Here is a 20,590-nt window from a genome sequence, read left to right as displayed (position 1 = left end):
CCATTTGTCTCCTTCCGCCCCGGTCGACGGCGCCTCGTGGCTCGGGGTCGGCGCTCCCTCGCCTGGCGCCTCTCCTTTTACGTCCCAGTTACGTCCCAGGGACGCCGCAAGGTCGGTGGGCTCTGACGTCCGCCGATATCCGCTGACGTCCCCCCCTCCCGGCGCGCGCGGTCGCGCTTTATCGTCGTGCATCATGGAGGAAACCTCCGGGTTACCTCCGGGTCACAACAGTCCACTATCGTGGAAGTCACCTCTGTTTTACAGGAGGAAAGTGTCCCGGAGATCACCGGCGCCATTGCGGTGCCCCGTGGGGAATGTGTAGTCATGGAATCAGCTTTGGCGTAGACATTCCCCCCACGTGCCAAAGCTCGAGGAAAAGCCCTGCCATGAGCAACCATGAAGGCCACCTGCTTGGCGAGCGTGCCGCACGCCAACACGCCAACACGAGCAAGACGCCGCCGCAGTGGGCCGGAGCCACCCCGCGCTGGCTCGTACACCTGCTTCCCTGGACGCCGGTCGAAGCGGGCGTGTACCGGCTCAACCGGGTCGCCGAGAACGATTTCGCGGTCGATTGCAGCCCGGATGACGCTGCCGATCTGCCCGTGGCGCACATCCACTATGACGAGCAGCCGCGCGAGTACGTGCTGAACACGGTGACCACGACGATCCAGGTGCACACCCGGATCTCCGACCTGTTCCGCAGCCCCATGGATCAGGTGAAGGAGCAGCTCACGGTCCTCGTCGAGAAGCTCAAGGAGAAGCAGGAGGACGAGCTCCTCAACAACGGCAACTACGGCCTGCTCAACAGCGTGCATGGCAGCATGAGGGTCAAGCCGCGCGGCGCCGGCCCCACGCCGGACGATCTCGACGAGCTCATCGCGCGGGTGTGGAAGGAGCCGGCCTTTTTCCTGGCGCACCCGCGGGCCATCGCGGCGTTCGGTCGCGAATGCACGAAGCGCGGCGTTCCGCCGCCCACGGTGACCCTGTTCGGCTCGCCGTTCCTCACGTGGCGCGGCCTCCCGCTCATCCCCACCGACAAGCTGCACCTCGCGGGCAACAAGACCGATATCCTGCTGGTCCGCACCGGCGAGAAGAAGCGCGGCGTCGTGGGCCTGTTCCAGCCGGGGATCCCCGGCGAGGTGAGCCCCAGCCTGTCCATTCGCTTCATGGGCATCAATCAGTCCGGGGCGGCCTCGTACCTCGCATCCCTCTACTGCTCGGCGGCCGTTCTGACCGAGGATGCGCTCGGCGTGCTCGAGGGCGTCGAGGTGGACAGCTATTATGAGTATAAGTGAGCTCCACACGACGGATCTCCAGGGCGCTCTGCCGCAGGTGACCCGGACCGTGGGGAGCTCTGGGGGCGCGCCGTTCGCCGCGCCTCTCTCCGCGCCGGGCGCCGCGCACGTGCCGGCGCCCGGCGTCCCCGGCTTTGACGCCGACGCGATGGCCGCGATGATCGCGCAGCTCGCGAACGAGATGCTCGGCGCGCCGATCAAGCAGGGGGCGTCGGCGTTGCCCGCGGCGCCGCTGCCCGGCGCCGCGCCGTCGCTGTCGCCCGCCCCGCCCGCGCTGGCGCCTGGAGCGGCGCCGTTGTCTGCCACGGAGCCCTCCGCGGCGACGGCCCCCGTGGTCCCCGGCTCGACCCCCGCGTATTCCAGCTCGACCCCCGCGTATTCCAGCTCGGCCCCCGCGGTTCCCGGCTCGGCCCCCGCTCATTCCGGCTCGACCCCCGCCTACCCCGGCGAGGCGGCGCTGCCGGATTCGGCGGTTCACGCGGGGTTCGTGCGCGTCCCGCTCGTGGGCTCCGAGCCGCTGAGCCTGGGAGCCGTCGACGAGGTGCTCCGCATCCCGGTGCTGGGCGATCTCGCGGCGCGTGGCGCCGACCCCTACTTCGTGCCCGGCGCGCCGGCGCTGGGCATCGAGTCGCCCGTCGGCGCTCCCCGGATCGAGGCCCACGAGATCCGCGCGGTCGATCCAGAGCTGGTCCGCGGCCTGGGCGCCTCCGCCGGGATCTTCGACGCCCACGCGATCCGCCGGGACTTTCCCCTCCTCGAGGAGCGGGTCCACAACAAGCCGCTCATCTGGCTCGACAACGCGGCGACGACCCAGAAGCCCCGGGCCGTCATCGATCGTCTCTCGTACTTCTACGAGCACGAGAACTCCAACATCCACCGCGCCGCGCACACGCTCGCGGCCCGCGCGACGGACGCGTACGAGGCGGCGCGCGAGGCGGTGCGCCGCTTCCTCAACGCCCCGTCCACGCGCGAGATCGTGTTCGTGCGCGGCACCACGGAGGGAATCAACCTCATCGCCCAGAGCTGGGGCAGGAGGAACGTGGGCCCGGGCGACGAGATCGTCATCACGTGGCTCGAGCACCACGCCAACATCGTACCGTGGCAGCAGCTCTGCTCCGAGAAGGGCGCCAGGCTCCGTGTCGCGCCCGTGGACGACCGGGGGCAGGTGATCCTCGAGGAGTACGAGAAGCTGCTCGGCCCGCGGACGCGCATCGTCTCGCTCACGCAGGTGTCGAACGCGCTCGGCACCATCACGCCCGCCCGCGAGATGGTGGCCATGGCGCACCGGCACGGCGCGCGCGTGGTCGTGGACGGCGCTCAGGCGGTGTCGCACATGCGCGCGGACGTGCAGCTCCTCGACTGCGACTTCTACGTGTTCTCCGGCCACAAGGTGTTCGGCCCCACGGGCGTCGGCGTCGTCTTCGGCAAGGGCGAGGTGCTCGACGCGATGCCGCCCTGGCAGGGCGGCGGCAACATGATCGCGGACGTCACCTTCGAGCGGACGGTCTACCAGCCGCCGCCGGCCCGCTTCGAGGCCGGCACCGGCAACATCGCGGACGCGGTCGGCCTCGGCGCCGCGCTCGACTACGTGACGCGGATCGGGATCGACAACGTCAGCCGCTACGAGCACGAGCTGCTCCACTACGCGACCCACCGCCTCATGACCGTCCCCGGGCTGCGGCTCATCGGCACCGCGCCCGACAAGGCGGGCGTGCTCTCCTTCGTCCTCGACGGGCAGCGCACCGAGGACGTGGGCGGGGCGCTCGATCGCGAGGGCATCGCGGTGCGCTCGGGCCACCACTGCGCGCAGCCCATCCTGCGTCGCTTCGGCCTGGAGAGCACCGTGCGCGCGTCCCTCGCCCCCTACAACACCTGCGAGGACATCGACGCGCTGGTTGACGCACTGCGTCGAATCCAGGTCGGGCGCTCGCGTTGACCTGACCGGCGGTTGTCCGTTGAGACGGAGGCCACGCCCTCCCTGCCGATCTGCCCTCGCCGCAGGCCCCCGCGCCGGGATCCTCAAAACAAGCCAGAAACACGGGATTTCGGAGGATTTCGTCGTGGCGGCGAACTTGTGTCCCCCGGGTTGCCAGCCGGGCACATGTCCGTTATAGTGGACGAATGATCCAGACGATTTCTCCCAGGGACGCGGACGTTCTGATCCAGAGCGGAGAGGTGGACGTTGTGGATGTGCGTGAGCCGCGCGAGTGGTCGGTCGGGCACGTGCCGCACGCGCGGCTTGTGCCCCTCGATCAGCTGAGGGCGGATCCGCAGCGTGCGCTGCCGCGCGATCGGGTGGTCTTCGTGTGCGCGAAGGGCGCTCGCAGCCTGACGGCGGCGAAGCTTGCGGAGCGGCTCGGGTTCAACCAGCTCTACAACCTGGACGGTGGCACGAGCGGCTGGGTGAAGGCGGGGCTTCCGCTCGAGCACAGCTGAGCTGCTGGGTAGCGCGTCCGTCGAGCCGGGCGGGGCTCACTCGATGACCGAGTCCGTCACCGCGATCGGCGTGTCGTCGTGGTTCGAGATCTGCGGGTAGGTCGGGTACCAGGAGCCGCCGGCGTTCTCGGTGATCACCGACCGATCGATGACGATGTTCCCCGTGTGGTCGTTGCTCACGAAGAAGATCGCGCTCCCGTGGGCGTTCACCTCGTTCCGCTCGATCCGGGTCCCGCAGAGCGTGAGCGTCATGGTATTGCCGTCGTTGTAGATGGCCCCGCCGCTGCCGCCGCCCGGCGTCCCCGCCTCGGCGGGGTTGCCGCCGTTGCCGAGCGCGCGGTTGTGGGAGAACAGGCTGTTCACGACCGTCCACGAGACGCCGATGCTGCTGATGCCGCCGCCGTTCGCGCACGCGTTCCCGTGGCCCTCGGCGCCGCCGAAGGTGCTGTTCACCACGTAGAGCGGCAGACCCTTGTATTGCATGAAGGCGCGGATCCCCGCGCCGCCGACGTCGGGGCCGGCCGCGTCGCACGCGTTGTTGAAGAAGCGCGAATTGACGACCTTCAGGCGCCCGCCCTGCGCGAAGACGGCGCCGCCGCCCTCGTCGTCATCGCCTGTCGAGTCGCCCTCGATGAAGGTGAGGTTCTGGATCGTCAGGCGCGGGTGATCCTGGTTGTCGCAGCTCGGTGTCGTCCAGACCTGCGCCTCGTCGCAGGTGTTCATGTAGAGGATGCGCCGCTGCCCGCCGCCGCTCAGGGTCACGAGCCCGCCGCCGTCGATCACGATCTCGGGGCCGGTATCGTTGAAGATCTTCGCGGTCTCCTCGAGCGTGATCGTGATCGGGTCGGGGCCGCAGTCGAAGGTGATGATGCCGCCGGCCGCGACGGCGCGGACGACGGCCTCCGAGGTGCAGCTCGCCGGCGTCCCGTCGCCGATCACCGTCGTCGGGGACGAGGTGTCGGCGGCCCGCGCCTCGGCCGGCACAGCGCAGCGCCCGTCGGGGTTGCCCGCCGGCGGGCCGCCCCCCGCATGCGCGGGAGATCCCGCGCCCGCGCCGCCCGAGCCTGCGCCCGCGCCGCCCGAGCCTGCGCCCGCGCCGCCCGCGCCCGACGCGCTCGTCGCGCCGGTGCCGCCCGCGTCGGTCGTCCCCTCCCCCCCGCTCGCGTCGTCCCCGCAGGCCCCGAGCACGGTCCCCATCGACAGGCACAAGATCAGCTCCAGCGGTCGTCGCATCATGTCCTCCTCACCCCGAAAGTATGCGGGCAGCGGCGTCGACCGCTCTCGGGCCGCTCTCGCCGCGACACGGCTGAAGGCATGGTACCCCAAGCTCCGCGGCGATGCCCCGCGAGCCGATGGGGGATGGCCCCGACGCGATCCGGGTGACGGAACGAGCAGGGGGCGGCCCCGCGGCCGGGGAGCCCGCGCGCGCCGCCCCATTGACATGGCGCCGGGACCGCCGTGTGCTGTGCGCCGAGGAGAACATCGTGATGGCACAACTTCGATTCACCTTGCTCTGTGTCGCAGCGCTCTGCGCGGGAGGCTGCGGCTCGGGCGACGAGCCGGAGGACACCGGCGCGCCGGGCACGGGCGCGACCAGCGCGTCCCAGGGATCGAGCGGCACCGGCGGCAACGGGCAAGGGGGAACGGGCGGCGGGGCCGCGACGACGACCGTCGTGGTGAACGAGATCTCGGCCAAGGACGGCGACTGGATCGAGCTTGGCAACCCGGGCCCGGGATCGGCCGACCTCGGCGGGTTCGGCCTCTGCGACGCCAACGAGACCGGGCAGTGCAACACGTCCGACGCGCTCACGTTCCCCGCGGGCACGCAGCTCGCCCCAGGGGAGTACCTGCTCGTCCTCGGCGATCAGGCCGTCGAGGCCGGCTTTGGGCCCCACACCACGTGCCTGCCGGTAGGCGGCCCGAGCAGCTGCTTCTATGTGACCTGGAAGGTGAGCGCCTCCAGGGGCGAGACCGTCTCCCTCATCTCGCCGAACGACCAGGTGCTCACCCAGCTGGAGTACCCGATCGAGGCGGCAGCGGATGGGCAGACGTGGGGCAGGCTCCCCGATCTGACCGGCGAGGGCACCGTCACGGCGCCCACCCCCGGGGCGGCGAACGCGGCGCCCTAGCGCCTCGGGGGGGCCGCGGCGCCCCCCCCGGCGCCCGCCGGTCGTCGACACACCGATCCCGCCGCGTCGAGCAGCAGCGAAGCATGCGAGCACCTCACCGAACAGGAGACCTGATGTCACCGACGCCTGCGATCGAGATCCTCCGCGCCCCGTTGCTGCAGCCGCGTCCCCTCCGGGCGTCCCGTCCGCGTGGCGGGCCTGCGCCAGGGGCCCTGGCGCGGCGCTCGGCGCCGCCAGCGCTCGCGCTCTCGCTGCTCCTGTCGGGTTGCGGGGCCCCGGAGCCGCCGGAGGTGCGGGTCTCGGGCTGCCCTCGTTGCGCCGGGCCGGCGCAGGTCGGCGCGCTTCCGCGGGGCGACATCGACGAGTGCTCCGGCGTGGTCGCCGGCGGGCTGCACCCGGACGCGCTCTATGTGCACAACGACCGCGGCGACGACCCCCGGTTCTTCGCGATCGGGCTCGACGGCGCGCTGCGGGCCGAGGTGAAGGTGGCCGGCGCGGCCGCCATCGACTGGGAGGACATCGCGCGCGGTCCCTGCCGTACGGGCGGGGGCAGCTGCCTGTTCCTCGCGGACATCGGCGACAACGACGGCGAGCGCGACAGCTATGCCGTGTACAGCGTGCAGGAGCCGGACACGCTCGGAGGAGCGCCGCGCCCCTCGACCGCCGAGGCGTTCGTGCTCTCGTACCCCGACGGGAGGCACGACGCGGAGACGCTGCTCATTCACCCCACCACCGGGGCGCTCACCCTCGTGACGAAGGTCAACAAGGGCATCTCTCGCATCTACGAGCTGCCGGCGCTGCCCGCCCCGGGCGCGCCGGCGACGCTCGTCGGAGCCGGCTCCATCGAGCCGCCCGCCGGGAGCGCGCGCTTCACGGGCGGCGACGTGCGCCCGGACGGCACGGGCGTGCTGCTGCGGACTTCCTCGCACGTGCTCTATTACCCGATGACACCGGATCAGACCGTGGCGCAGGCCCTGGCCGGCTCGCCCTGCGTGCTGCCGTCACCCGACGAGGAGCAGGCCGAGGCGATCGCGTGGGTGCCCGGCGGATGGGACTACGTGACGATCGGCGAAGGGAAAGAGGAGCCGGTCCACCGCGTGTCCTGCCAGGCGCCCTGAGCGGCGCCCGAGGTCCCGAGGCCGCGCCGGTCGTTGCTCGCGGCCCCCGGGCGCGCTCGCTTCCTCGGCTCTCGCACGCGCCCACCACCGTCCCTCCACGGTAGCTCCTCCCGCTTCTGGAATCGACACGGGCCGCCTCCCGTTGTTCTGAGCGCGTCTCATCGGATCTCCGTCCACCCGTGGATCCACGTCGTCATCGCGGGTCCGGTCCGATGAGGCGCATGATCCCGAGGAGGCGCTCATGAAGGTGAGGATTGTCACGCCGCGGCGGTCACAGCCCTCCGCGCCGGCCTCACTGCAGGCGCAGGTAGAACTCCGCCGCGTCGAGGCGGTTCATCGAGCCGGCCGGACCGGTGACCACCGCGTGCCCGCCGGCGATCAAGAGACCGCTCTCGTAGAGCGCGCGCATGCCGGTGTCGACCTGCGCCGGCGTGGCCCCGGACGCGGACAGATCGATGCTGTCGAGCGAAGCGCTGAGGTTTGTGTTCAGGCTCAGCTCGGAGAGGGAGGGGCACGGGTGGGTTATGCAGACGATCCCGGTCTCATCGACGCGAGAGAAATGGCCCTCGGGCGTGTTGCCGGTCGCCCCGAGCCAGATCTCGCTGGCGATGAGCACGTCGGCCGGCCACCCCCTGAGGTCGCCGAGGTCGACCTGCTTCAGCGCGCCGCGGACCAGCGCCGTCCCCGCGGCGAACGCCTCTTTGGCCTTGTCCTCGGTCGATGGGTCGAGCCCGAGCCTCGACAGATCGAGCTCGAACATATGGCATTCCTCCTGCCATGTCCCATCGGCGCAAGGGGTCACGCTCGTGTTGACGCGGGCGACGAAATGGCCGCCGCAGAGCGGTGAAACGCACCTGCGGTAGTCAGGGTGCGTCACGATGTAATAGTCGGCCACGGCGACCTTGGCCTTGGTCAGCGCGCCGGGGGCGTCCTCGACGGCGAGCTCGGCCTGAGGTTCGTCCCGCACGACGACGTCCCCGCCCGAGACGTCGCAGGCCAACGCTGGCAGGGTCAAGAGTCCGACGAGGGTGAGCAGCGAGACGCGGTGATGGGTGAAATTGAGCATCGGTGTTCTCCACGAGCAGACACAGGGTGACGTTGGCACGGGCGCCTCGCGAGCGCGCGCGCTCTCGGGCACGTTCTCCAGGAAGCTCGCCCTCCACGATGCGCGCGTCAGGCGAGGAAGTCGGGCAGCGGGCCGCACCTCGGCTCGATGCCGATGCCTGTCGCGGCGTGGCCGAGCGCATTCATCACCGACGTGAGCAGCTTGTTCGCGCTCTGCGCGGTGGTGTTGTTGATGTACTGGCCCACGTTCACGCCCAGGTTCTTCCCGCCGATGACCAGGTACTGCATGTCCCGCGGGCTGTGGTTGTGGTTCGTGCCGCTCTCCACGCCCCAGAGCAGGATCGTGTTGTCGAGCATCGTGCCGCTGCCCTCGCGGATGCCGGCGAGCTTCTTCGCCAGGTACGCGACGTGGCTCGCCCAGAAGCGATCGAACTTCATGAAGGCCTCGCGCGTGGTCATCGACTGACCGCCGACGGTGATGCTGTCGTTCGTGCGGCTGACGTGCGCGACAACGTCGTGCCAGCTCTGGCCGAAGCCGAGCAGGCCTTCGTGGTGGCCGCCCGAGAAGCTGAAGTGGTAGTCCGCGACCCGCGTGCGATCGCACGTGAACGCGTTGACGATGATGTCGGCCTGGATCTGCGCCCAGCGCGTGATCGTCGTCGCGTTGTTGGTGCTGCCGTTGTAGCCCGAGATATCCACGCGCTCGCACGCGCCACCGGCCGGGACCGACGCGCCGCTGCCCATGCCCGCGATGCGCTGCTGCAGCTCGAACAGCGCCTCCACGTGGAGCTCGAGCTTCTGGCGCTCGGCCTGGCCGAGGAAGCGCTGGAGGGTCTTGAGCTCGCCGGTGTTGATCTCGAGGATGCGCTGGTCGGCCCTGCGCTTCGCGTCCGCGACGGCGTCCGGCATCGCGGTGGGCGTCGGCGCGGCGCCGCCGAAGGTGACGCCGCTGAAGATCGTGCTGAACGCGCGCGCGGGATCGGCCGTGTGCGTCATGGGCTGGCCGGCGCCGCTGTACGAGATGATGTGGCGCTTGTCGGCGCCGCCGCGATCGGCGACGCACAGGTGGATGCTGGCGATCGGCGTGCCGCCGCGCAGGTCGGAGCTCTTGAGCAGGATCTGATCGAGCGAGGGACCGTTCGCGTGGCGTGAGCTGTCGTCGCTGAAGCGCGCGCCCGTGAACAGCTGCGCCATGCCCGCCTCGTGATGGTTCCCGACCGTCCAGGCATGGTCGAGCCGGCGCAAGAACAGCATGTCGCTCTCCAGGCCGCGGAAATCGGCGAGCGGCTCCTGGAGCTGGAACGTCGACCCGCTGCCGGTCGGCCACCACTCGGGCGGGTGCGAGTCGGGCGTGAAGATCAGCACCAGCCGCTTGGGCACGACGGTCTGCGCCCCGACCTCGCGGTGGCGCAGCAGCGGCGCCAGGAATATCGCGCCGAGCGTCGTCTTCAGGATGTCTCGTCTGGATACGTCGAAGGGCCTGGGCATGTTCGATCCTCGATGGCCGGAGCTATTCGCGCACGCGCTCCACCGTGCTCGGCGAAGAGAGGAGCGCCACGAGCAGGTCGCGCAGGAGACCGGTGCGATCCAGCGCCGCGGTGCCCTGCACGACCGGCGGGATACCGCGCGCAGACTCGGCCTGGCCGAAATAGAAGCGGAAGGCTTGCCGCGCCACGCACTCGCGGACCCAGGAGCTGCGCGACAGCGCTTCCCCCAGCTCGGCGGCGCTGTCATACTCGCCGTCGACGTCGGTGTTGAGCAGCCGGCCCACCGCGTCGATCGGCTGCGGCCCGGCCACGGGCGCGGTGAGCGACGGGCTCTTGTACTGCTCGAGCGTCCGATAGCGGCCCGCGCCGTCGAAATTCTCGAGCATGTAGCCGACGTTGTCGGTCAGCGCGTGGCAAGCCTTGCAGGCCGACTGCGCGGCGTGCGTCTCGTACAGCTCGCGCGTGGTCTTCGGGGCCATGCGCTGCTCGCTCTCTTCGATCGGCGGCGGCGTGAAGTTCTCGGGCAACGTGATGTGCTGGCACAGCAGCTGATCGCGGATGAACAGGCCGCGGAGCGTCGGGGACGTGAGGTACTGCTTGGCTGTCTTGGCGAGCACGGAGCCGAGCGAGAGCAGGCCGCTCCGCGCGGTGTCCGTCGCGCCCGATGCGTCGCTGCGATAAAACGCGGAGAGCGCGGGATCGGCCTCTGGCACAGGCGCCGTGAACAGGCTCGCGATCGAGCCCTCCATGCCTCCGTTCGTACGGAGGAAGCGCTGCGTCTCGGCGAACATCGCCGCCTTCACCTCCGCGAAGCCGGGGAACACGTCCTCGAACTTCTCCACCTCGGCCTCGAACGTGTGCAACCGCAACCACTGGACGAGGAAATGACCGAGCTGGTCGGTGGCGCCCGGCGTCGAGAGCAGCTGCTCGATGTGACCAGGGAGCAGCGCGGGATCGGCCAGCTCACCGCGATCGGCGGCGGCGACAAGCTTCGCAGAGGGCGGCGCGCCGAGCGCGCTGTACGAAAGGAAGGTCGCGATCTCGTGGCTCGTCAGCCGGAACGCGGCGTTCGCCTCGTCGCTCGGCGCGCCGATCTCGGTCCGGTACAGGAAATAGGGCGAGCTCAGCACGCCCTTCAGCGCCCAGCGGAACGGCAGCGCCGGATCCCCGGACTCGGCGGCGAGATCGAACACTTCGCCATAATGGGTCAGGTCCTCCGCCGTCGCGGGCCGCCGGAACGCCTTGCTGACCACCGCACGCAGGAAGTCCGCCTTGCACGTCGCGTCCACCTTGCCGCACGGAATCAATGCGCGGAGCTGCTGCTCGCTGAGCGCGAGCACCGCGGCTTCGGCCTTGGCCGCAACCTGCTCGGCCAGGGTCACGCGGACGAGACCGCTGGTGGACATGTTCGGATAGACGCCGTTGTCCGGCACGGGCTCCATGTCGGAAACGTCGACCGGCACGCCGAGCACGCTCTGGACGGAGCGACCATATTCCTCCGGGGTGAGCAGCCACGTGCGGGCGCGCAGCGCCGCGGAGACCGGCTGAGGCGCCGCGTACGGCAAGCTGCCGTCGGCCTGCGGCGCGGGAATGTCGCTGCCGGTTCCGCCGGCCGCCGTGTTCGAGGACGGATCGCCGATCTGCCCTGTGCAGGCGAGCGCCCACAGACCTAGACCGCAGATCCAGCCGAGAGATCGAACACTCATATCGGATCTCCACATGCGCACGCGCGCCTCGACTGACACCGCTCCCTCGAGGAGGCCAGAGTCCAAACGCTATTCGCAAATCAAGCTTCCTGTAGCCGCTCACCAACGTACAGCCTCATTGTCGCGCTGTAGTGGATGACGAAGGTCCCGCTGCGCAGGACGACCGATCCAGAGCCGAGCAGAGCGGTGCCCCTTCAGTTCGAATGTGAGCGACCCCATGGACGATGTCTACTCCAATCGGCCCGCCAGCGGCTCTCCTCGAGCCCGATGGATTGATGCGCGCATGTGCATCGTAAATCTATTGCTCGGGCATAGTATCCAGCGGTCTCGCGGGTCCTGCGCGACGGCGCGCTCAGGTGACCGCTCCGGACGCAGCCCACGGTGAGGTGGGCTCACGCACCTCGACCGGGCGCACCCGGTGGCGCACGCTCCGGCACCGGGCGAAGATGGGCGTCCATGGAGATCCACCAGGTCCGCTATTTTCTGGCGGTCACCGAGACGCGCAGCTTCACCCGCGCGGCAGAGCGCTGCGCGGTCTCGCAGCCCGCGCTCACCGCTGCGATCAAGAAGCTGGAGGAGGAGCTGGGCGGCGCGCTCCTCCTGCGCGAGCGCGGCGGCGCGAAGCTGACGGCGCTCGGACAGCACGTGCTGCCTCGCTTCCAGCGGCTACACGACGAGACGCAGGCCGTGCAGGTGATCGCGGACAACCACCGACGCCTCAAGCAGGTCCCGCTCCGCGTCGGCGCCCTGTGCACCATCGGGCCGGCGCGGCTCGTGCGGGCGCTCGCGGCGTTCCACGGCGAGGCGCCGGGCGTGGAGCTGGAGATCTCGGTCGCCATGCACGCGGAGACCCTGCGGCGCCTGGAGGAGGCGGAGGTCGACGTCGTCATCACGAGCCTCGGTGTCGCCGTCCCGGACTGGTGCGTCGTCGCCCCGCTCTACGACGAGCGGTACGTCGTCGTCCTGCCGCCCGGCCATCGGCTGGAGGCGCGCGAGGCGCTCCGGATCGAGGATCTGAGGGGAGAGCCGTACCTCGATCGGCTCGCGTGCGAGATGCGCGAGTCGGTGACGGCCGCGTGCGCGGCCCGCGACGTCGAGCTGTATGCGGCGTATCGGACCGAGCGCGAGGACTGGGTCCAGAGCCTCGTCCACGCGGGCCTCGGCTTCGCCTTCATGCCGGAGCACTCGGTGCTGCTCGCCGAGGCGTCCCGGCGGCCGCTCATCGACCCGGCGCTCCAGCGCACGATCGCGCTGGTCCGCTCGGGGGATCGCACGCCGACGTCCGCGCTCCAGCGCTTCTGGGACACGATGCTCGCGCGCGCCGCCCGCCTCGAGCCGCAGGCAGGCGGCGCCCGGCCGCGCGAGCGCCCTCCCGGGAGCGGCGTCAAGGCTTCGCGGCGATGATGTCGACGCGCTCGATGACGGGCGCGGTCGCGAGCAGCTCGGGCGCCTTCGCCATCAGCGCGGCCGCGATCGGGCCCTCGAGGTGCGCCTTGCGGCCGTCCTCCTCGACGAAGGTGTCGAAGACACCGAAGGTCGACGGGCCGATCCGCAGGGCGAACCAGTGAATGGTCCGCTGCTCCTCGACGGCGAGGCCGATGGCGCTGCGGAGGAAGGCCTCGACCTCGGCCTCCTTGCCGGGCTTTGCCTCGATCCGGACCAGGAGGGAGCGGGTCACGGCAGGGAGCTTTGTAGTCGTCATGAGGGTCTCCTTGTTCTGCGGCGCGCTGCGCGCCGCGCTTGATAGGGAGGGTTATGACGACCGCGCGGCCGCTCCGCCCATCGCTGTTCTTGATGGATCCATCAGCGGCGCCGATGGCCGGCTTCTTGACCCTCCCGGCGGCTACCTCTACGCTCTCGGCGCCCGTGAGCCCTCCCCTGGCCTATGTGTTCTGGCACTGGCGACAGCCACAGACCGCCGCGGAGGAGTACGAGCGCCGACAGCGGGCCTTCCACGCGGCGCTCGCTGCAGCGCCCTCGTCAGGCTTTCTCCGGTCGTTCAGCGTCGGGCTCTCAGGGGCCCCCTGGGCGGCCGGCGGCGGCGACGTCTACGAGGACTGGTACCTGGTGCAAGATTTCGGTGCGCTCGGCGCGCTGAACGAGGCCGCGGTCTCCGCCAGCCGCTCGGCGCCGCACGACGCGGCGGCCGCAGCGGCCAGCGGCGGGGCCGGTGGACTGTATCGCCTGCGGGCCGGAGCAGCGCTGCGCACGCCCGGGTACGCCCACTGGTTCGGCAAACCCGACGGCATGTCTTACGGTGAGCTCTTCGCTCAGCTCACGCCGGTCCTGGATCATGCGAGCGCCGGCCTGTGGATGCGCCAGATGGTGCTCGGGCCCGGCCGGGAGCTCTGCTTGCACGCCGCGACCCCCGTCTCCCTGCCCGCTCGGTTCGATGCGCTCATCATCCCGCTCCGGCCGGCCTGGCCGGAGCTCGACGACAGGGGCACGGAACCGGCGCGCTGAGGCGCGCGCCTCGTGGCTCGGGCAAGCCGGACCCTGTATCCATGAAGGCCGTCTCGTCGTCGTCTGCGGCGTCCGGACGGTCGCGCAGCCCTCGCGGCGCCTCTTCCTTGATCCGGATCCGACCCCATGGCCCCTGACAACATCGTCGCATTGCTCGGAACCATGCTCGTGCTGGCTGTCGTCCCCGGACCCAGCGATATCGCGGTGGTCGCGAGGTCCGCTGCATCGGGATTCACGAGCGCGCTCTTCATGGTCGGCGGAATCGTCGCCGCCGACCTCGTGTTCATCGCGCTGGCTGTCTACAGCCTGACGGCCATCGCCGAGGCGATGGGCAGCCTGTTCGTCCTGGCGAAATACGCCTGCGCCGCGTACCTCATCTGGCTGGGAGCGGGCCTGTGGAGGGCCAGGCCCGATGTCGCCCTCGCCGGGCGGGCGGCCGGCGCTGCCCGGTTCTCTGCTTTCCTCGGCGGCTTCTTCATCACGCTCGCGGACCCCAAGGCCATCCTCTTCTACATGGGTCTGTTCCCCGCGTTCCTGGACCTGTCGAGGGTGTCCCTGGCCGACACGGCCATCCTCATGTCGATCGCCACCGGCGTCGTGGGCGGGGTGAAGCTCGGCTATGCGTACGCGGCCGAGAGGGCGACATCGTTCTTCGAGAACACCACGGCAAGAAGAAGGCTGAACATGGCCGCCGGAACGGTGATGCTCGGCACCGGCGTGTACGTGCTGTTCCGCGGATAGCGCAGGCCCGGCCACGTAGGCCGATGTCGCGCCCGCGCCGCCCTCGTCCCATGACGCGCTCGCGCCGCCGCACCGCAAGCTCGCCAGCGAGAGCGCTCCAGGGGCAGGACCGCCGAGGTGCTCCCGCCGCACATCGGCCCGTGACAGGCCGGCGCGAGCGTGCGAGGTGCGACGCGGCATCGCCACCTTCAGCACCCAGCGCTCCGGCATCGCCGCGGCCCTCGGCGCGACGTAGCGACAGGACAGACGAGCATTCGATGACTGGACGAACAGCGCCGCCGGCACGGTGATGAAGCTCCCGCGCGCGGCGCCCGGCGCCTGCCGAGATCGCTTGCCACGCGTGCCGTTCGGGCGCGACGATCGGCGCTTCATGAGACGCGCCGCCCTCCTGCTCCCGATCGCCCTCGTCGCCGCGTGCGCCGGCGCTCCGGCTCCCCAGCATGGCCCTGTCGCGCCGCTGCCTCCGGCGCCCCGCGCGGCGCGCGCCCAGCCCGCCCCCGCGGCGGCGCAGCCCGTGACCGCGCCGGAAGGGCTCTCCGCGGTGCTGCGGATCGCCGACCCGCAGCGGAGCTGGAGCCACGTCACGCAGCTCATGGCGAGCACGCCCTTCGGCGTGTTGCTGTTCAGCGCGGGCCCGATGGGTCCCGAGATGCTGCTCGAGCAAGCGCTGGGGCCGGCGCTCGCCGACGTGGTCGATCTGGACAAGCCGATCGACGTCGCCTGGTTCGGCATCACGGACCCGGAGCTGCGCCCCGTGGTCTCCCTGTCGGTCGCGGAGCAGGAGGTGTCGCGGCTGCACGAGCGCTTCGTGCTCGAGGAGCACCGAGGCATGCTGCGCGTGGAGCGCGCGCGCGACGCGGATCCCGACGAGGAGACACCGCGCCAGAGCTGCGCCTTCGAGCCCGGCGAGCGCCGGGGCGGCGCGCGCCTGCTCTGCGCCAAGGACGCGAAGGATATCGACGCCGCCGCGCCCTACCTCGTGGAGGTCGTGGGCCGGGAGCCGATCGAGGCGGACGCGCGGATCGAGATCATGGAGTGGACCCTCCGCCAGGTCATGAAGAGCCAGGACGACGCGGACGGCGACGACGGCCGCTCGGGGGCGCTGGGCCAGGAGATCGGCGACGCGTTCATGCGCGACCTCGAGAGCATGAGCATGGACCTCAGGTGGGGCCGCGCGGAGGTCGACATCGGCTTCAGCATGCGCTTCGCGAGCCGGCGCTCGCCCCTCACGCGGGCCTTCGCCCCGGCCGTGGCGCCGGACGCCGCCCCCCCGCCGGCCTTCCTGCGCCTGCCGGGCGACACGGCCGTCGCCTTCTACACGCAGGGCGCGTCGCGCGCGGAGCTCACCCCGCTGCGCGAGGCCATCTTCCCGGCGCTGCGCGACGACATGGTGGACGACGGCTACGACGCGGCGGCGTTCGATCGGCTCATCGAGCGCCTCGACACGCTGGCCCTCACGGGCGGCCCCATCGTGATGGGCGCGGGCGGGGATCGCGCGGCGGCGGAGCAGGCGCTCGCGGCCCACCAGCGCGGCAAGGGCGCAGCGCGCTCGCAGAAGGCGGTGCACCGCGCGCTGCAGAGCTGGATCCTTGTCGCGGTCGAGGAGCCGGCCCAGACCTGGATTTCGGGGATGAAGGAGCTGCTCCTGCTCGGCGAAGAGCTGGACAGGCTCAAGGCGAGCCCGGAGGCGGCCGGCGGCGCGGGCACGCCCGGCGGCGCGGGCACGCCCGGCGGCGCGCCGGGGGGCCGCGCGAGCAAGGACGAGGACAAGGAGCGCACCACGCCCGTGATCGTCCGCGCGCCCGCCACGCTGCCCGCGGGGACGCTGCACATCGAGCTGCGCTCCAGACCGCTCACGAAGGACGCCCCGCCCGCGCACACGACCCATTTCTACGTCGTGCCCGCCGGCCAGCGAACGTGGTTCGGGATCGGCGAGAACGACGCCGCCGTGGTGGCGCGGCTGCGCGTCGCCGCCGACCCGGGGCGCGACGAGCGCACGCTCGCCGCGGCGCCGGGCCTGGAGGCGCTGCGGCAGCCCGGGACGCTCGCCGGCGGGCTCTTCTCGCTGGCGGGCCTCGTGTTGCTGGCGGCGCGCGGGGACACGCCGGGGGCGATCGACGAAGCCGCCAAGGAGCTCGCCGGGCTCGCGACGCTGCCGGCGCGCGGCGAGGTCGCGATCCCGCTCGCGGTCACCTCCGAGGTGCTCGGCTCCGGCGCCGCCCGCGTCACCGCCCGCGTGCGGCTGCCCCTCGCGGCGATCCACGACGCGATCGCGCTCGGCTCGCGCTGACGCCGGTCCCCCTCGAGAGGCGCGCGGGCAGCGCTCGAGGCCGCCTCACATCGAGACGTCGATCGTGGGCGTCTGGTCCGTCGTCCAGGCGCTGACGCCCGGGGAGTAGGTCGTCTCCTCGTCGCCGCCCTGGCTCGTGTGGAGTCGGCGCGCTCGCAGCGACCGCGGCGCCGATGGGCAACATCAAGGCGGCGGCGCTCGAGGTCCGGCGGATGAGCACGCGTCGTTCGAGCTTCATGGCGAGTAGCGCGCCCGGAGCGCCTCGTCGAGGTCGGTCCAGAGGTCGTCGATCGACTCGAGGCCTATCGAGAGCCGGAGCAGGTTCGGCGGCGCCAGCGTGCGCGGGCCCTCGACGGTCGCCCGGTGCTCGACAAGGCTCTCGACGCCGCCGAGCGAGGTCGCGCGGAGAAAGACCTTCACGCGGCCGGCGGCGCGGAGCGCGTCCTCGGCGCCGCCCCGCACGAGGACCGAGAGCATCGACCCGAACCCGCCCTTCATCTGCCGCGCCGCCACCGGATGACCGGGGTGCGACTCGAGCCCTGGATACAGCACCCGCTCCACGCCGGCGTGGGCCGCGAGCCGGCGGGCGAGCTCCAGGGCGGTGGCGCTCGCCCTGCCGACGCGCACGAAGAGCGTCCGCATGCCGCGCAGCAGGAGCCACGCCTCGAACGGACCGGGGACCGCGCCCTGCACGCGACGGAGGTGGCGGATGCGCTGCCATGCCTCGTCGTCGCGCGCGGCCACGATCGCGCCGGCGAGGACGTCGCTGTGGCCGTTGAGCGCCTTGGTGGCCGCGTGCACCACGAGGTCGGCGCCGAGGACGAGCGGCTGCGTGTGGACGGGCGTGGCGACCGTCGAGTCGACGGCGAGCCGCGCGCCGCCCGCGCGCGCGATGTCGGCCGCGGCGGCGATATCGACAACGTCCCAGGTGGGGTTCGCGGGCGTCTCGATCCAGACGAGGGACGTCGGACCGCGCTGGACGGCCGCGCGGAGGGCGTCGAGGTCGGTCGCGTCGACGAGCTCGAGGTCGACACCCCATGTCGCGCACCACTCGGTCATCCAGAGACGGAGGCCATTGTACATCGCGCGCGAGGCGACGAGGCGCGCGCCCGGCCGCAAGAGCGCCTGCACCGCCGTGGTCGCGGCGGCCATGCCCGACGCGAACAGGCGTGCGTCGGCGCCGCGCTCGAGCTCCGCGAGCAGCCCCTCGGGCGCGCGGTACGTCGGGTTGTCGTCGCGCGTGTACTCGTGCGCGGCGGGCAGGCGGTAGCCCTCGTCGCGCGCGTATGTCGTGCTCGCGTGCAGCGGCGGCACGACCGCGCCGGTCGCGTCGTCGACGAAGTGGCGCGCCTGCGCGGCGAGCGTCTCGGGAGAGGTCATGGGCCCGAGGATAGCGCGGGCGCCGCGGCGCGCCCCAGGGGTGGATCGACCGGCGGGACGGTCGCCCCTCGGCTCAATCCACGCGGACGACGGCGACCTGCGCTATCGTGCCGGGGGGCTCGACGTCGACCGTCACGAAATGGCGCCCGATGCCGTCGAGCCGCTCGGGGATCGCGCCGCCGCCGCCCGAGATGTACGCCGGGATCCCCGCGTTCTCGAACGCATAGAACGAGTGGATGTGGCCGTAGAACGTGAGATCCACGCGCCCGTCCGCGAGCATCGTGAGGAGCTTGTTCGCCTCGGCGCGGCTCGCGAACGCGCCGTTGCGGGAGCCCACCGGGTCGAGGGGCGCGAGGTGCATCGTGACCACGTGCAAGAGCTCCTGCCCCTCGGCGAGCCAGCCGTCGAGCCACCCGTAGACGAGCGGATCGATCGTCGCGCTCGCCGAGTCGAGCATCGTGAACTGCACGCCCCGGAACACGAAGCGGAAGTTCCCCCGGCCAAACCACTCATGGTAGAGGTCGTCCCGCGTGCCGAGCTCGTGGTTGCCGAGCGTCGCATAGCAGGGGAAACGGAGCGTCTTCATCTCGCGCTGGAACCGCTCGAGCTGCTCGGCCGAGCCCTGCGAGGTGAGATCGCCGCTGATGAGCGCGAAGCGGACGCCCTCCGCCTCGTTCATCTTCGCGTAGATGTCCTGAACGCGGTCGATCTCCTCCTGGACGTCGGCGAAGACCGCGAACCGCCACGGCGCGCGCCGCGCCTCGTCCGGCGGGCGCAGCGAGAGGGTCGCCTCGGCGCCGGGCGGCAGGGAGAGGCGGAAGGTGCGCTGGGTCGGAAACGGCGCGTCGACGAGCTCCACGGGCACGCGCTCGTCCCCGACGCGGGCCGAGAGCTCGGCGTCGGCGAGCATGTTCTCGATCGTGACCGTCCACGGCCCGCCCGCCTCGTCGGTGAGGCGGATCGAGAGCGCGGGCGCGCTCGCCCAGAGCGAGAGCTCTCCCGGCTCGAGGCGGCGGATCGCCGCGAGCCCCTCGTCCACGGCGACGCGCGCCTGGCCCCGTGAGGCCTTTCCTACCTCCTGATCGCGGCGCGCGCGGCCCTCGGCCACGTCGAGGCAGGACAGGGCGAGCGGCGCGGTGAGGGCGAGCAGCGCGAGGAGAGCGTCTCTCGGGATCATGGCGAGTCTCCGGGGCGGAAGAGCAGCGACAGGCGCCCGACGTACGCGGAGCCCGCCTGCACGTCGGCGAGCAGTCCCCAGCGGGGCGAGGCGTAGAGCCGGCCCTGCAGGCCGAGGTGGCCCGGGACGCCGCTGCCGAGGCCGGGGATCTTCGCGCCGCCAGCGTACCCGTCGTGCCGGTGGCCGTAAACCACCTTGGCCTCGCCGCGCGGATACCCCGCGTGCCCGAGGTACATGCCGAAGGCGAAGTGGGGAATCAAGAGCTCGTTCCCCTCGAACGGCCGGCCGCCGTTGCGGTAGCCCTCGATCGCGATCCCCCACCCCATCTCCGCGAACGAGCCCCGCAGCGTGCGCCCGATGTGGGCGAGATCGAGCCGGCCCTGGAGGGTGACCTCGCCGGTGGTGATCGAGAAGTCGTCGGACGTGTAGCGGTGATGGGTGAGCGCGCCCTCGAGCTCGAGGAACGAGCCGTCCGCCGCGCGCGGGCCGTCCGGCGTGCCGGGGCCGATGAAGCGATGCGCGGCCTCGGCGCGGAGGCGCGCATTGTCGTCGTTCAGGCCAAACCAGCCGGAGCCCGAGAGGCGGAGCGAGCTCAGGCGCAGATCCATGCCCGGCACGAGAAACGTGCGGTAGGCGAACGTGGGGTCGTGGACGTAGGCCAATCCGATCTGCGTCTCGACCCAGGGCAGCGACGAGGGAGGGCTGCCGGTGCCGCCCTCCGGGGCGAGCACGCCATAGAGGTCCGCCAGAAGGGAGATCCCGAACAGGCCCACGCCCGTCACGGTGGCGAGCACGATCGGCGCGATGACGCGCCGCGAGGCCCCGGAGACCGCCGCGCCCGCGAGCCCGCCCACGGCGAGCCCGGCCCCCGCGCCCTCGAGCGCCAGGAGGGTCCACCCCGTGCGCGGCTCGCCCAGGATCAGGTGCCCGGTGCCGTGCGCGAGGACTCCGGGGAACACCGCGCCGGCCGCGGCGAGGGCGCGCCGCCCGGTGGAGACGTCCTTCCTCGCCGGCGCCGCGGTCGCCGGCGCCTCGCCCGGCGCGGTCATGGCGGGGGAGCCCGGCGCGGCCTCGCCCTCGCCCGCGTCGGCCTGGGCCGGCGCGGTCACGAGGAGGAGCAGCAGGGCGTGGAGATGGCCTGTCGTACGCGGGGGCCTCAGCATCGAGCTCTGCGTGGCGGACGTCTACCGTGGCACGGCCGCGCCGGATTTCTGGCGGTGGATGTGCTTTTCATCGTTTCTTGAGCCCATACGTTGCATCCAACAAGAAGGGAATATTCGCATGAGTACGGGTCGAACTTTAC

The 20,590-nt window shown here is 71.6% G+C and carries 17 protein-coding genes; 9 read left to right on the top strand and 8 right to left on the bottom strand.

The genetic code is table 11. The features are described from left to right. The first annotated feature begins 386 nt into the window (after positions 1 to 386). The 3 genes from WMF28_RS00705 (at position 387) to WMF28_RS00695 (ending at position 3,731) form a co-directional block, all read left to right on the top strand. Positions 387 to 1,295 carry a family 2A encapsulin nanocompartment shell protein gene (locus WMF28_RS00705; RefSeq protein WP_437600063.1) on the top strand — a complete coding sequence of 303 codons (909 nt, stop codon included), beginning with the start codon at positions 387 to 389 and terminating at the stop codon, positions 1,293 to 1,295. Next, positions 1,282 to 3,231: a family 2A encapsulin nanocompartment cargo protein cysteine desulfurase gene (locus WMF28_RS00700; RefSeq protein ID WP_437600062.1), complete on the top strand. Its 1,950-nt coding sequence runs from the start codon at positions 1,282 to 1,284 to the stop codon at positions 3,229 to 3,231. The genes WMF28_RS00705 and WMF28_RS00700 overlap by 14 nt, the downstream gene beginning before the upstream one ends. 185 nt (positions 3,232 to 3,416) lie before the next feature. Then, positions 3,417 to 3,731 (top strand): rhodanese-like domain-containing protein, encoded by a 315-nt coding sequence (locus WMF28_RS00695; protein ID WP_437600060.1) that lies wholly within the window; start codon positions 3,417 to 3,419, stop codon positions 3,729 to 3,731. Positions 3,732 to 3,767: 36 nt separating this feature from the next. On the opposite strand, the gene WMF28_RS00690 is transcribed toward WMF28_RS00695, so the two are convergent. Then, on the bottom strand, positions 3,768 to 4,967 hold the full coding sequence (locus WMF28_RS00690) for a hypothetical protein (protein WP_437600059.1): 1,200 nt from the start codon (positions 4,965 to 4,967) through the stop codon (positions 3,768 to 3,770). 251 nt (positions 4,968 to 5,218) lie between these two features. Between WMF28_RS00690 and WMF28_RS00685 the strand changes: the two genes are divergently transcribed. Both WMF28_RS00685 and WMF28_RS00680 read left to right on the top strand, forming a co-directional pair. Continuing rightward, positions 5,219 to 5,860 carry a lamin tail domain-containing protein gene (locus WMF28_RS00685; RefSeq protein ID WP_437600058.1) on the top strand — a complete coding sequence of 214 codons (642 nt, stop codon included), beginning with the start codon at positions 5,219 to 5,221 and terminating at the stop codon, positions 5,858 to 5,860. Positions 5,861 to 5,973: 113 nt separating this feature from the next. After that, entirely contained in the window at positions 5,974 to 6,978 is a 1,005-nt protein-coding gene (locus WMF28_RS00680) for a hypothetical protein (protein WP_437600056.1), read from the top strand. 292 nt (positions 6,979 to 7,270) lie between these two features. Here the strand turns inward: WMF28_RS00680 and WMF28_RS00675 are convergent, their stop codons facing one another. From WMF28_RS00675 to WMF28_RS00665, 3 genes are all read right to left on the bottom strand, one after another. Continuing rightward, positions 7,271 to 8,044, bottom strand: a complete 774-nt coding sequence (locus WMF28_RS00675) for a DUF6748 domain-containing protein (RefSeq protein WP_437600055.1) — start codon at positions 8,042 to 8,044, stop codon at positions 7,271 to 7,273. Between the two features lie 107 nt (positions 8,045 to 8,151). Then, positions 8,152 to 9,531: a DUF1552 domain-containing protein gene (locus tag WMF28_RS00670; RefSeq protein WP_437600054.1), complete on the bottom strand. Its 1,380-nt coding sequence runs from the start codon at positions 9,529 to 9,531 to the stop codon at positions 8,152 to 8,154. A gap of 22 nt (positions 9,532 to 9,553) precedes the next feature. Then, positions 9,554 to 11,236, bottom strand: a complete 1,683-nt coding sequence (locus WMF28_RS00665) for a DUF1588 domain-containing protein (RefSeq protein ID WP_437600053.1) — start codon at positions 11,234 to 11,236, stop codon at positions 9,554 to 9,556. Positions 11,237 to 11,692: 456 nt separating this feature from the next. On the opposite strand from WMF28_RS00665, the gene WMF28_RS00660 reads away from it, so the two are divergent. Beyond that, the gene (locus WMF28_RS00660; RefSeq protein ID WP_437600052.1) at positions 11,693 to 12,640 is read left to right on the top strand and encodes a LysR family transcriptional regulator; all 948 of its coding nucleotides are present in this window, start codon (positions 11,693 to 11,695) and stop codon (positions 12,638 to 12,640) included. Here WMF28_RS00660 and WMF28_RS00655 read toward each other — a convergent pair. Continuing rightward, positions 12,621 to 12,938, bottom strand: coding sequence for a putative quinol monooxygenase (locus WMF28_RS00655; RefSeq protein WP_437485370.1), 318 nt, complete (start codon positions 12,936 to 12,938; stop codon positions 12,621 to 12,623). The genes WMF28_RS00660 and WMF28_RS00655 overlap by 20 nt on opposite strands. A gap of 164 nt (positions 12,939 to 13,102) precedes the next feature. On the opposite strand from WMF28_RS00655, the gene WMF28_RS00650 reads away from it, so the two are divergent. The 3 genes from WMF28_RS00650 (at position 13,103) to WMF28_RS00640 (ending at position 16,730) form a co-directional block, all read left to right on the top strand. Continuing rightward, positions 13,103 to 13,699 (top strand): hypothetical protein, encoded by a 597-nt coding sequence (locus WMF28_RS00650; RefSeq protein WP_437600051.1) that lies wholly within the window; start codon positions 13,103 to 13,105, stop codon positions 13,697 to 13,699. 126 nt (positions 13,700 to 13,825) lie between these two features. Then, on the top strand, positions 13,826 to 14,440 hold the full coding sequence (locus tag WMF28_RS00645; RefSeq protein WP_437600050.1) for a LysE family translocator: 615 nt from the start codon (positions 13,826 to 13,828) through the stop codon (positions 14,438 to 14,440). Positions 14,441 to 14,810: 370 nt separating this feature from the next. Continuing rightward, entirely contained in the window at positions 14,811 to 16,730 is a 1,920-nt protein-coding gene (locus WMF28_RS00640; RefSeq protein ID WP_437600048.1) for a hypothetical protein, read from the top strand. Between the two features lie 234 nt (positions 16,731 to 16,964). Here the strand turns inward: WMF28_RS00640 and WMF28_RS00635 are convergent, their stop codons facing one another. The 3 genes from WMF28_RS00635 to WMF28_RS00625 all read right to left on the bottom strand — a co-directional run bounded on the left by WMF28_RS00635 (position 16,965) and on the right by WMF28_RS00625 (position 20,450). Then, positions 16,965 to 18,110: a trans-sulfuration enzyme family protein gene (locus WMF28_RS00635; RefSeq protein WP_437600047.1), complete on the bottom strand. Its 1,146-nt coding sequence runs from the start codon at positions 18,108 to 18,110 to the stop codon at positions 16,965 to 16,967. A gap of 73 nt (positions 18,111 to 18,183) precedes the next feature. After that, positions 18,184 to 19,287 (bottom strand): metallophosphoesterase family protein, encoded by a 1,104-nt coding sequence (locus WMF28_RS00630; protein ID WP_437600046.1) that lies wholly within the window; start codon positions 19,285 to 19,287, stop codon positions 18,184 to 18,186. Then, entirely contained in the window at positions 19,284 to 20,450 is a 1,167-nt protein-coding gene (locus WMF28_RS00625) for a hypothetical protein (protein WP_437600045.1), read from the bottom strand. The genes WMF28_RS00630 and WMF28_RS00625 overlap by 4 nt, the downstream gene beginning before the upstream one ends. Between the last annotated feature and the right edge of the window lie 140 nt (positions 20,451 to 20,590).

Origin of the sequence: Sorangium sp. So ce590, from assembly GCF_051521365.1 — a bacterium.
Classification (GTDB): domain Bacteria; phylum Myxococcota_A; class Polyangia; order Polyangiales; family Polyangiaceae; genus Sorangium.
The sequence above is the reverse complement of the archived record's forward strand: the minus strand, read 5'-3'. Positions and strand labels throughout refer to the sequence as shown.

What these genes read in the sequence shown, in the direction of transcription:
- WMF28_RS00700 (WP_437600062.1), top strand. Translation starts at nt 1,282, where the DNA reads ATGAGTATAAGTGAGCTCCACACGACGGATCTCCAGGGCGCTCTGCCG.
- WMF28_RS00685 (WP_437600058.1), top strand. Translation starts at nt 5,219, where the DNA reads ATGGCACAACTTCGATTCACCTTGCTCTGTGTCGCAGCGCTCTGCGCG.
- WMF28_RS00660 (WP_437600052.1), top strand. Translation starts at nt 11,693, where the DNA reads ATGGAGATCCACCAGGTCCGCTATTTTCTGGCGGTCACCGAGACGCGC.
- WMF28_RS00630 (WP_437600046.1), bottom strand. Translation starts at nt 19,287, where the DNA reads ATGATCCCGAGAGACGCTCTCCTCGCGCTGCTCGCCCTCACCGCGCCG.
- WMF28_RS00670 (WP_437600054.1), bottom strand. Translation starts at nt 9,531, where the DNA reads ATGCCCAGGCCCTTCGACGTATCCAGACGAGACATCCTGAAGACGACG.
- WMF28_RS00625 (WP_437600045.1), bottom strand. Translation starts at nt 20,450, where the DNA reads ATGCTGAGGCCCCCGCGTACGACAGGCCATCTCCACGCCCTGCTGCTC.
- WMF28_RS00695 (WP_437600060.1), top strand. Translation starts at nt 3,417, where the DNA reads ATGATCCAGACGATTTCTCCCAGGGACGCGGACGTTCTGATCCAGAGC.
- WMF28_RS00640 (WP_437600048.1), top strand. Translation starts at nt 14,811, where the DNA reads ATGAGACGCGCCGCCCTCCTGCTCCCGATCGCCCTCGTCGCCGCGTGC.
- WMF28_RS00635 (WP_437600047.1), bottom strand. Translation starts at nt 18,110, where the DNA reads ATGACCTCTCCCGAGACGCTCGCCGCGCAGGCGCGCCACTTCGTCGAC.
- WMF28_RS00675 (WP_437600055.1), bottom strand. Translation starts at nt 8,044, where the DNA reads ATGCTCAATTTCACCCATCACCGCGTCTCGCTGCTCACCCTCGTCGGA.
- WMF28_RS00655 (WP_437485370.1), bottom strand. Translation starts at nt 12,938, where the DNA reads ATGACGACTACAAAGCTCCCTGCCGTGACCCGCTCCCTCCTGGTCCGG.
- WMF28_RS00705 (WP_437600063.1), top strand. Translation starts at nt 387, where the DNA reads ATGAGCAACCATGAAGGCCACCTGCTTGGCGAGCGTGCCGCACGCCAA.
- WMF28_RS00690 (WP_437600059.1), bottom strand. Translation starts at nt 4,967, where the DNA reads ATGATGCGACGACCGCTGGAGCTGATCTTGTGCCTGTCGATGGGGACC.
- WMF28_RS00680 (WP_437600056.1), top strand. Translation starts at nt 5,974, where the DNA reads ATGTCACCGACGCCTGCGATCGAGATCCTCCGCGCCCCGTTGCTGCAG.
- WMF28_RS00645 (WP_437600050.1), top strand. Translation starts at nt 13,826, where the DNA reads ATGGCCCCTGACAACATCGTCGCATTGCTCGGAACCATGCTCGTGCTG.
- WMF28_RS00665 (WP_437600053.1), bottom strand. Translation starts at nt 11,236, where the DNA reads ATGAGTGTTCGATCTCTCGGCTGGATCTGCGGTCTAGGTCTGTGGGCG.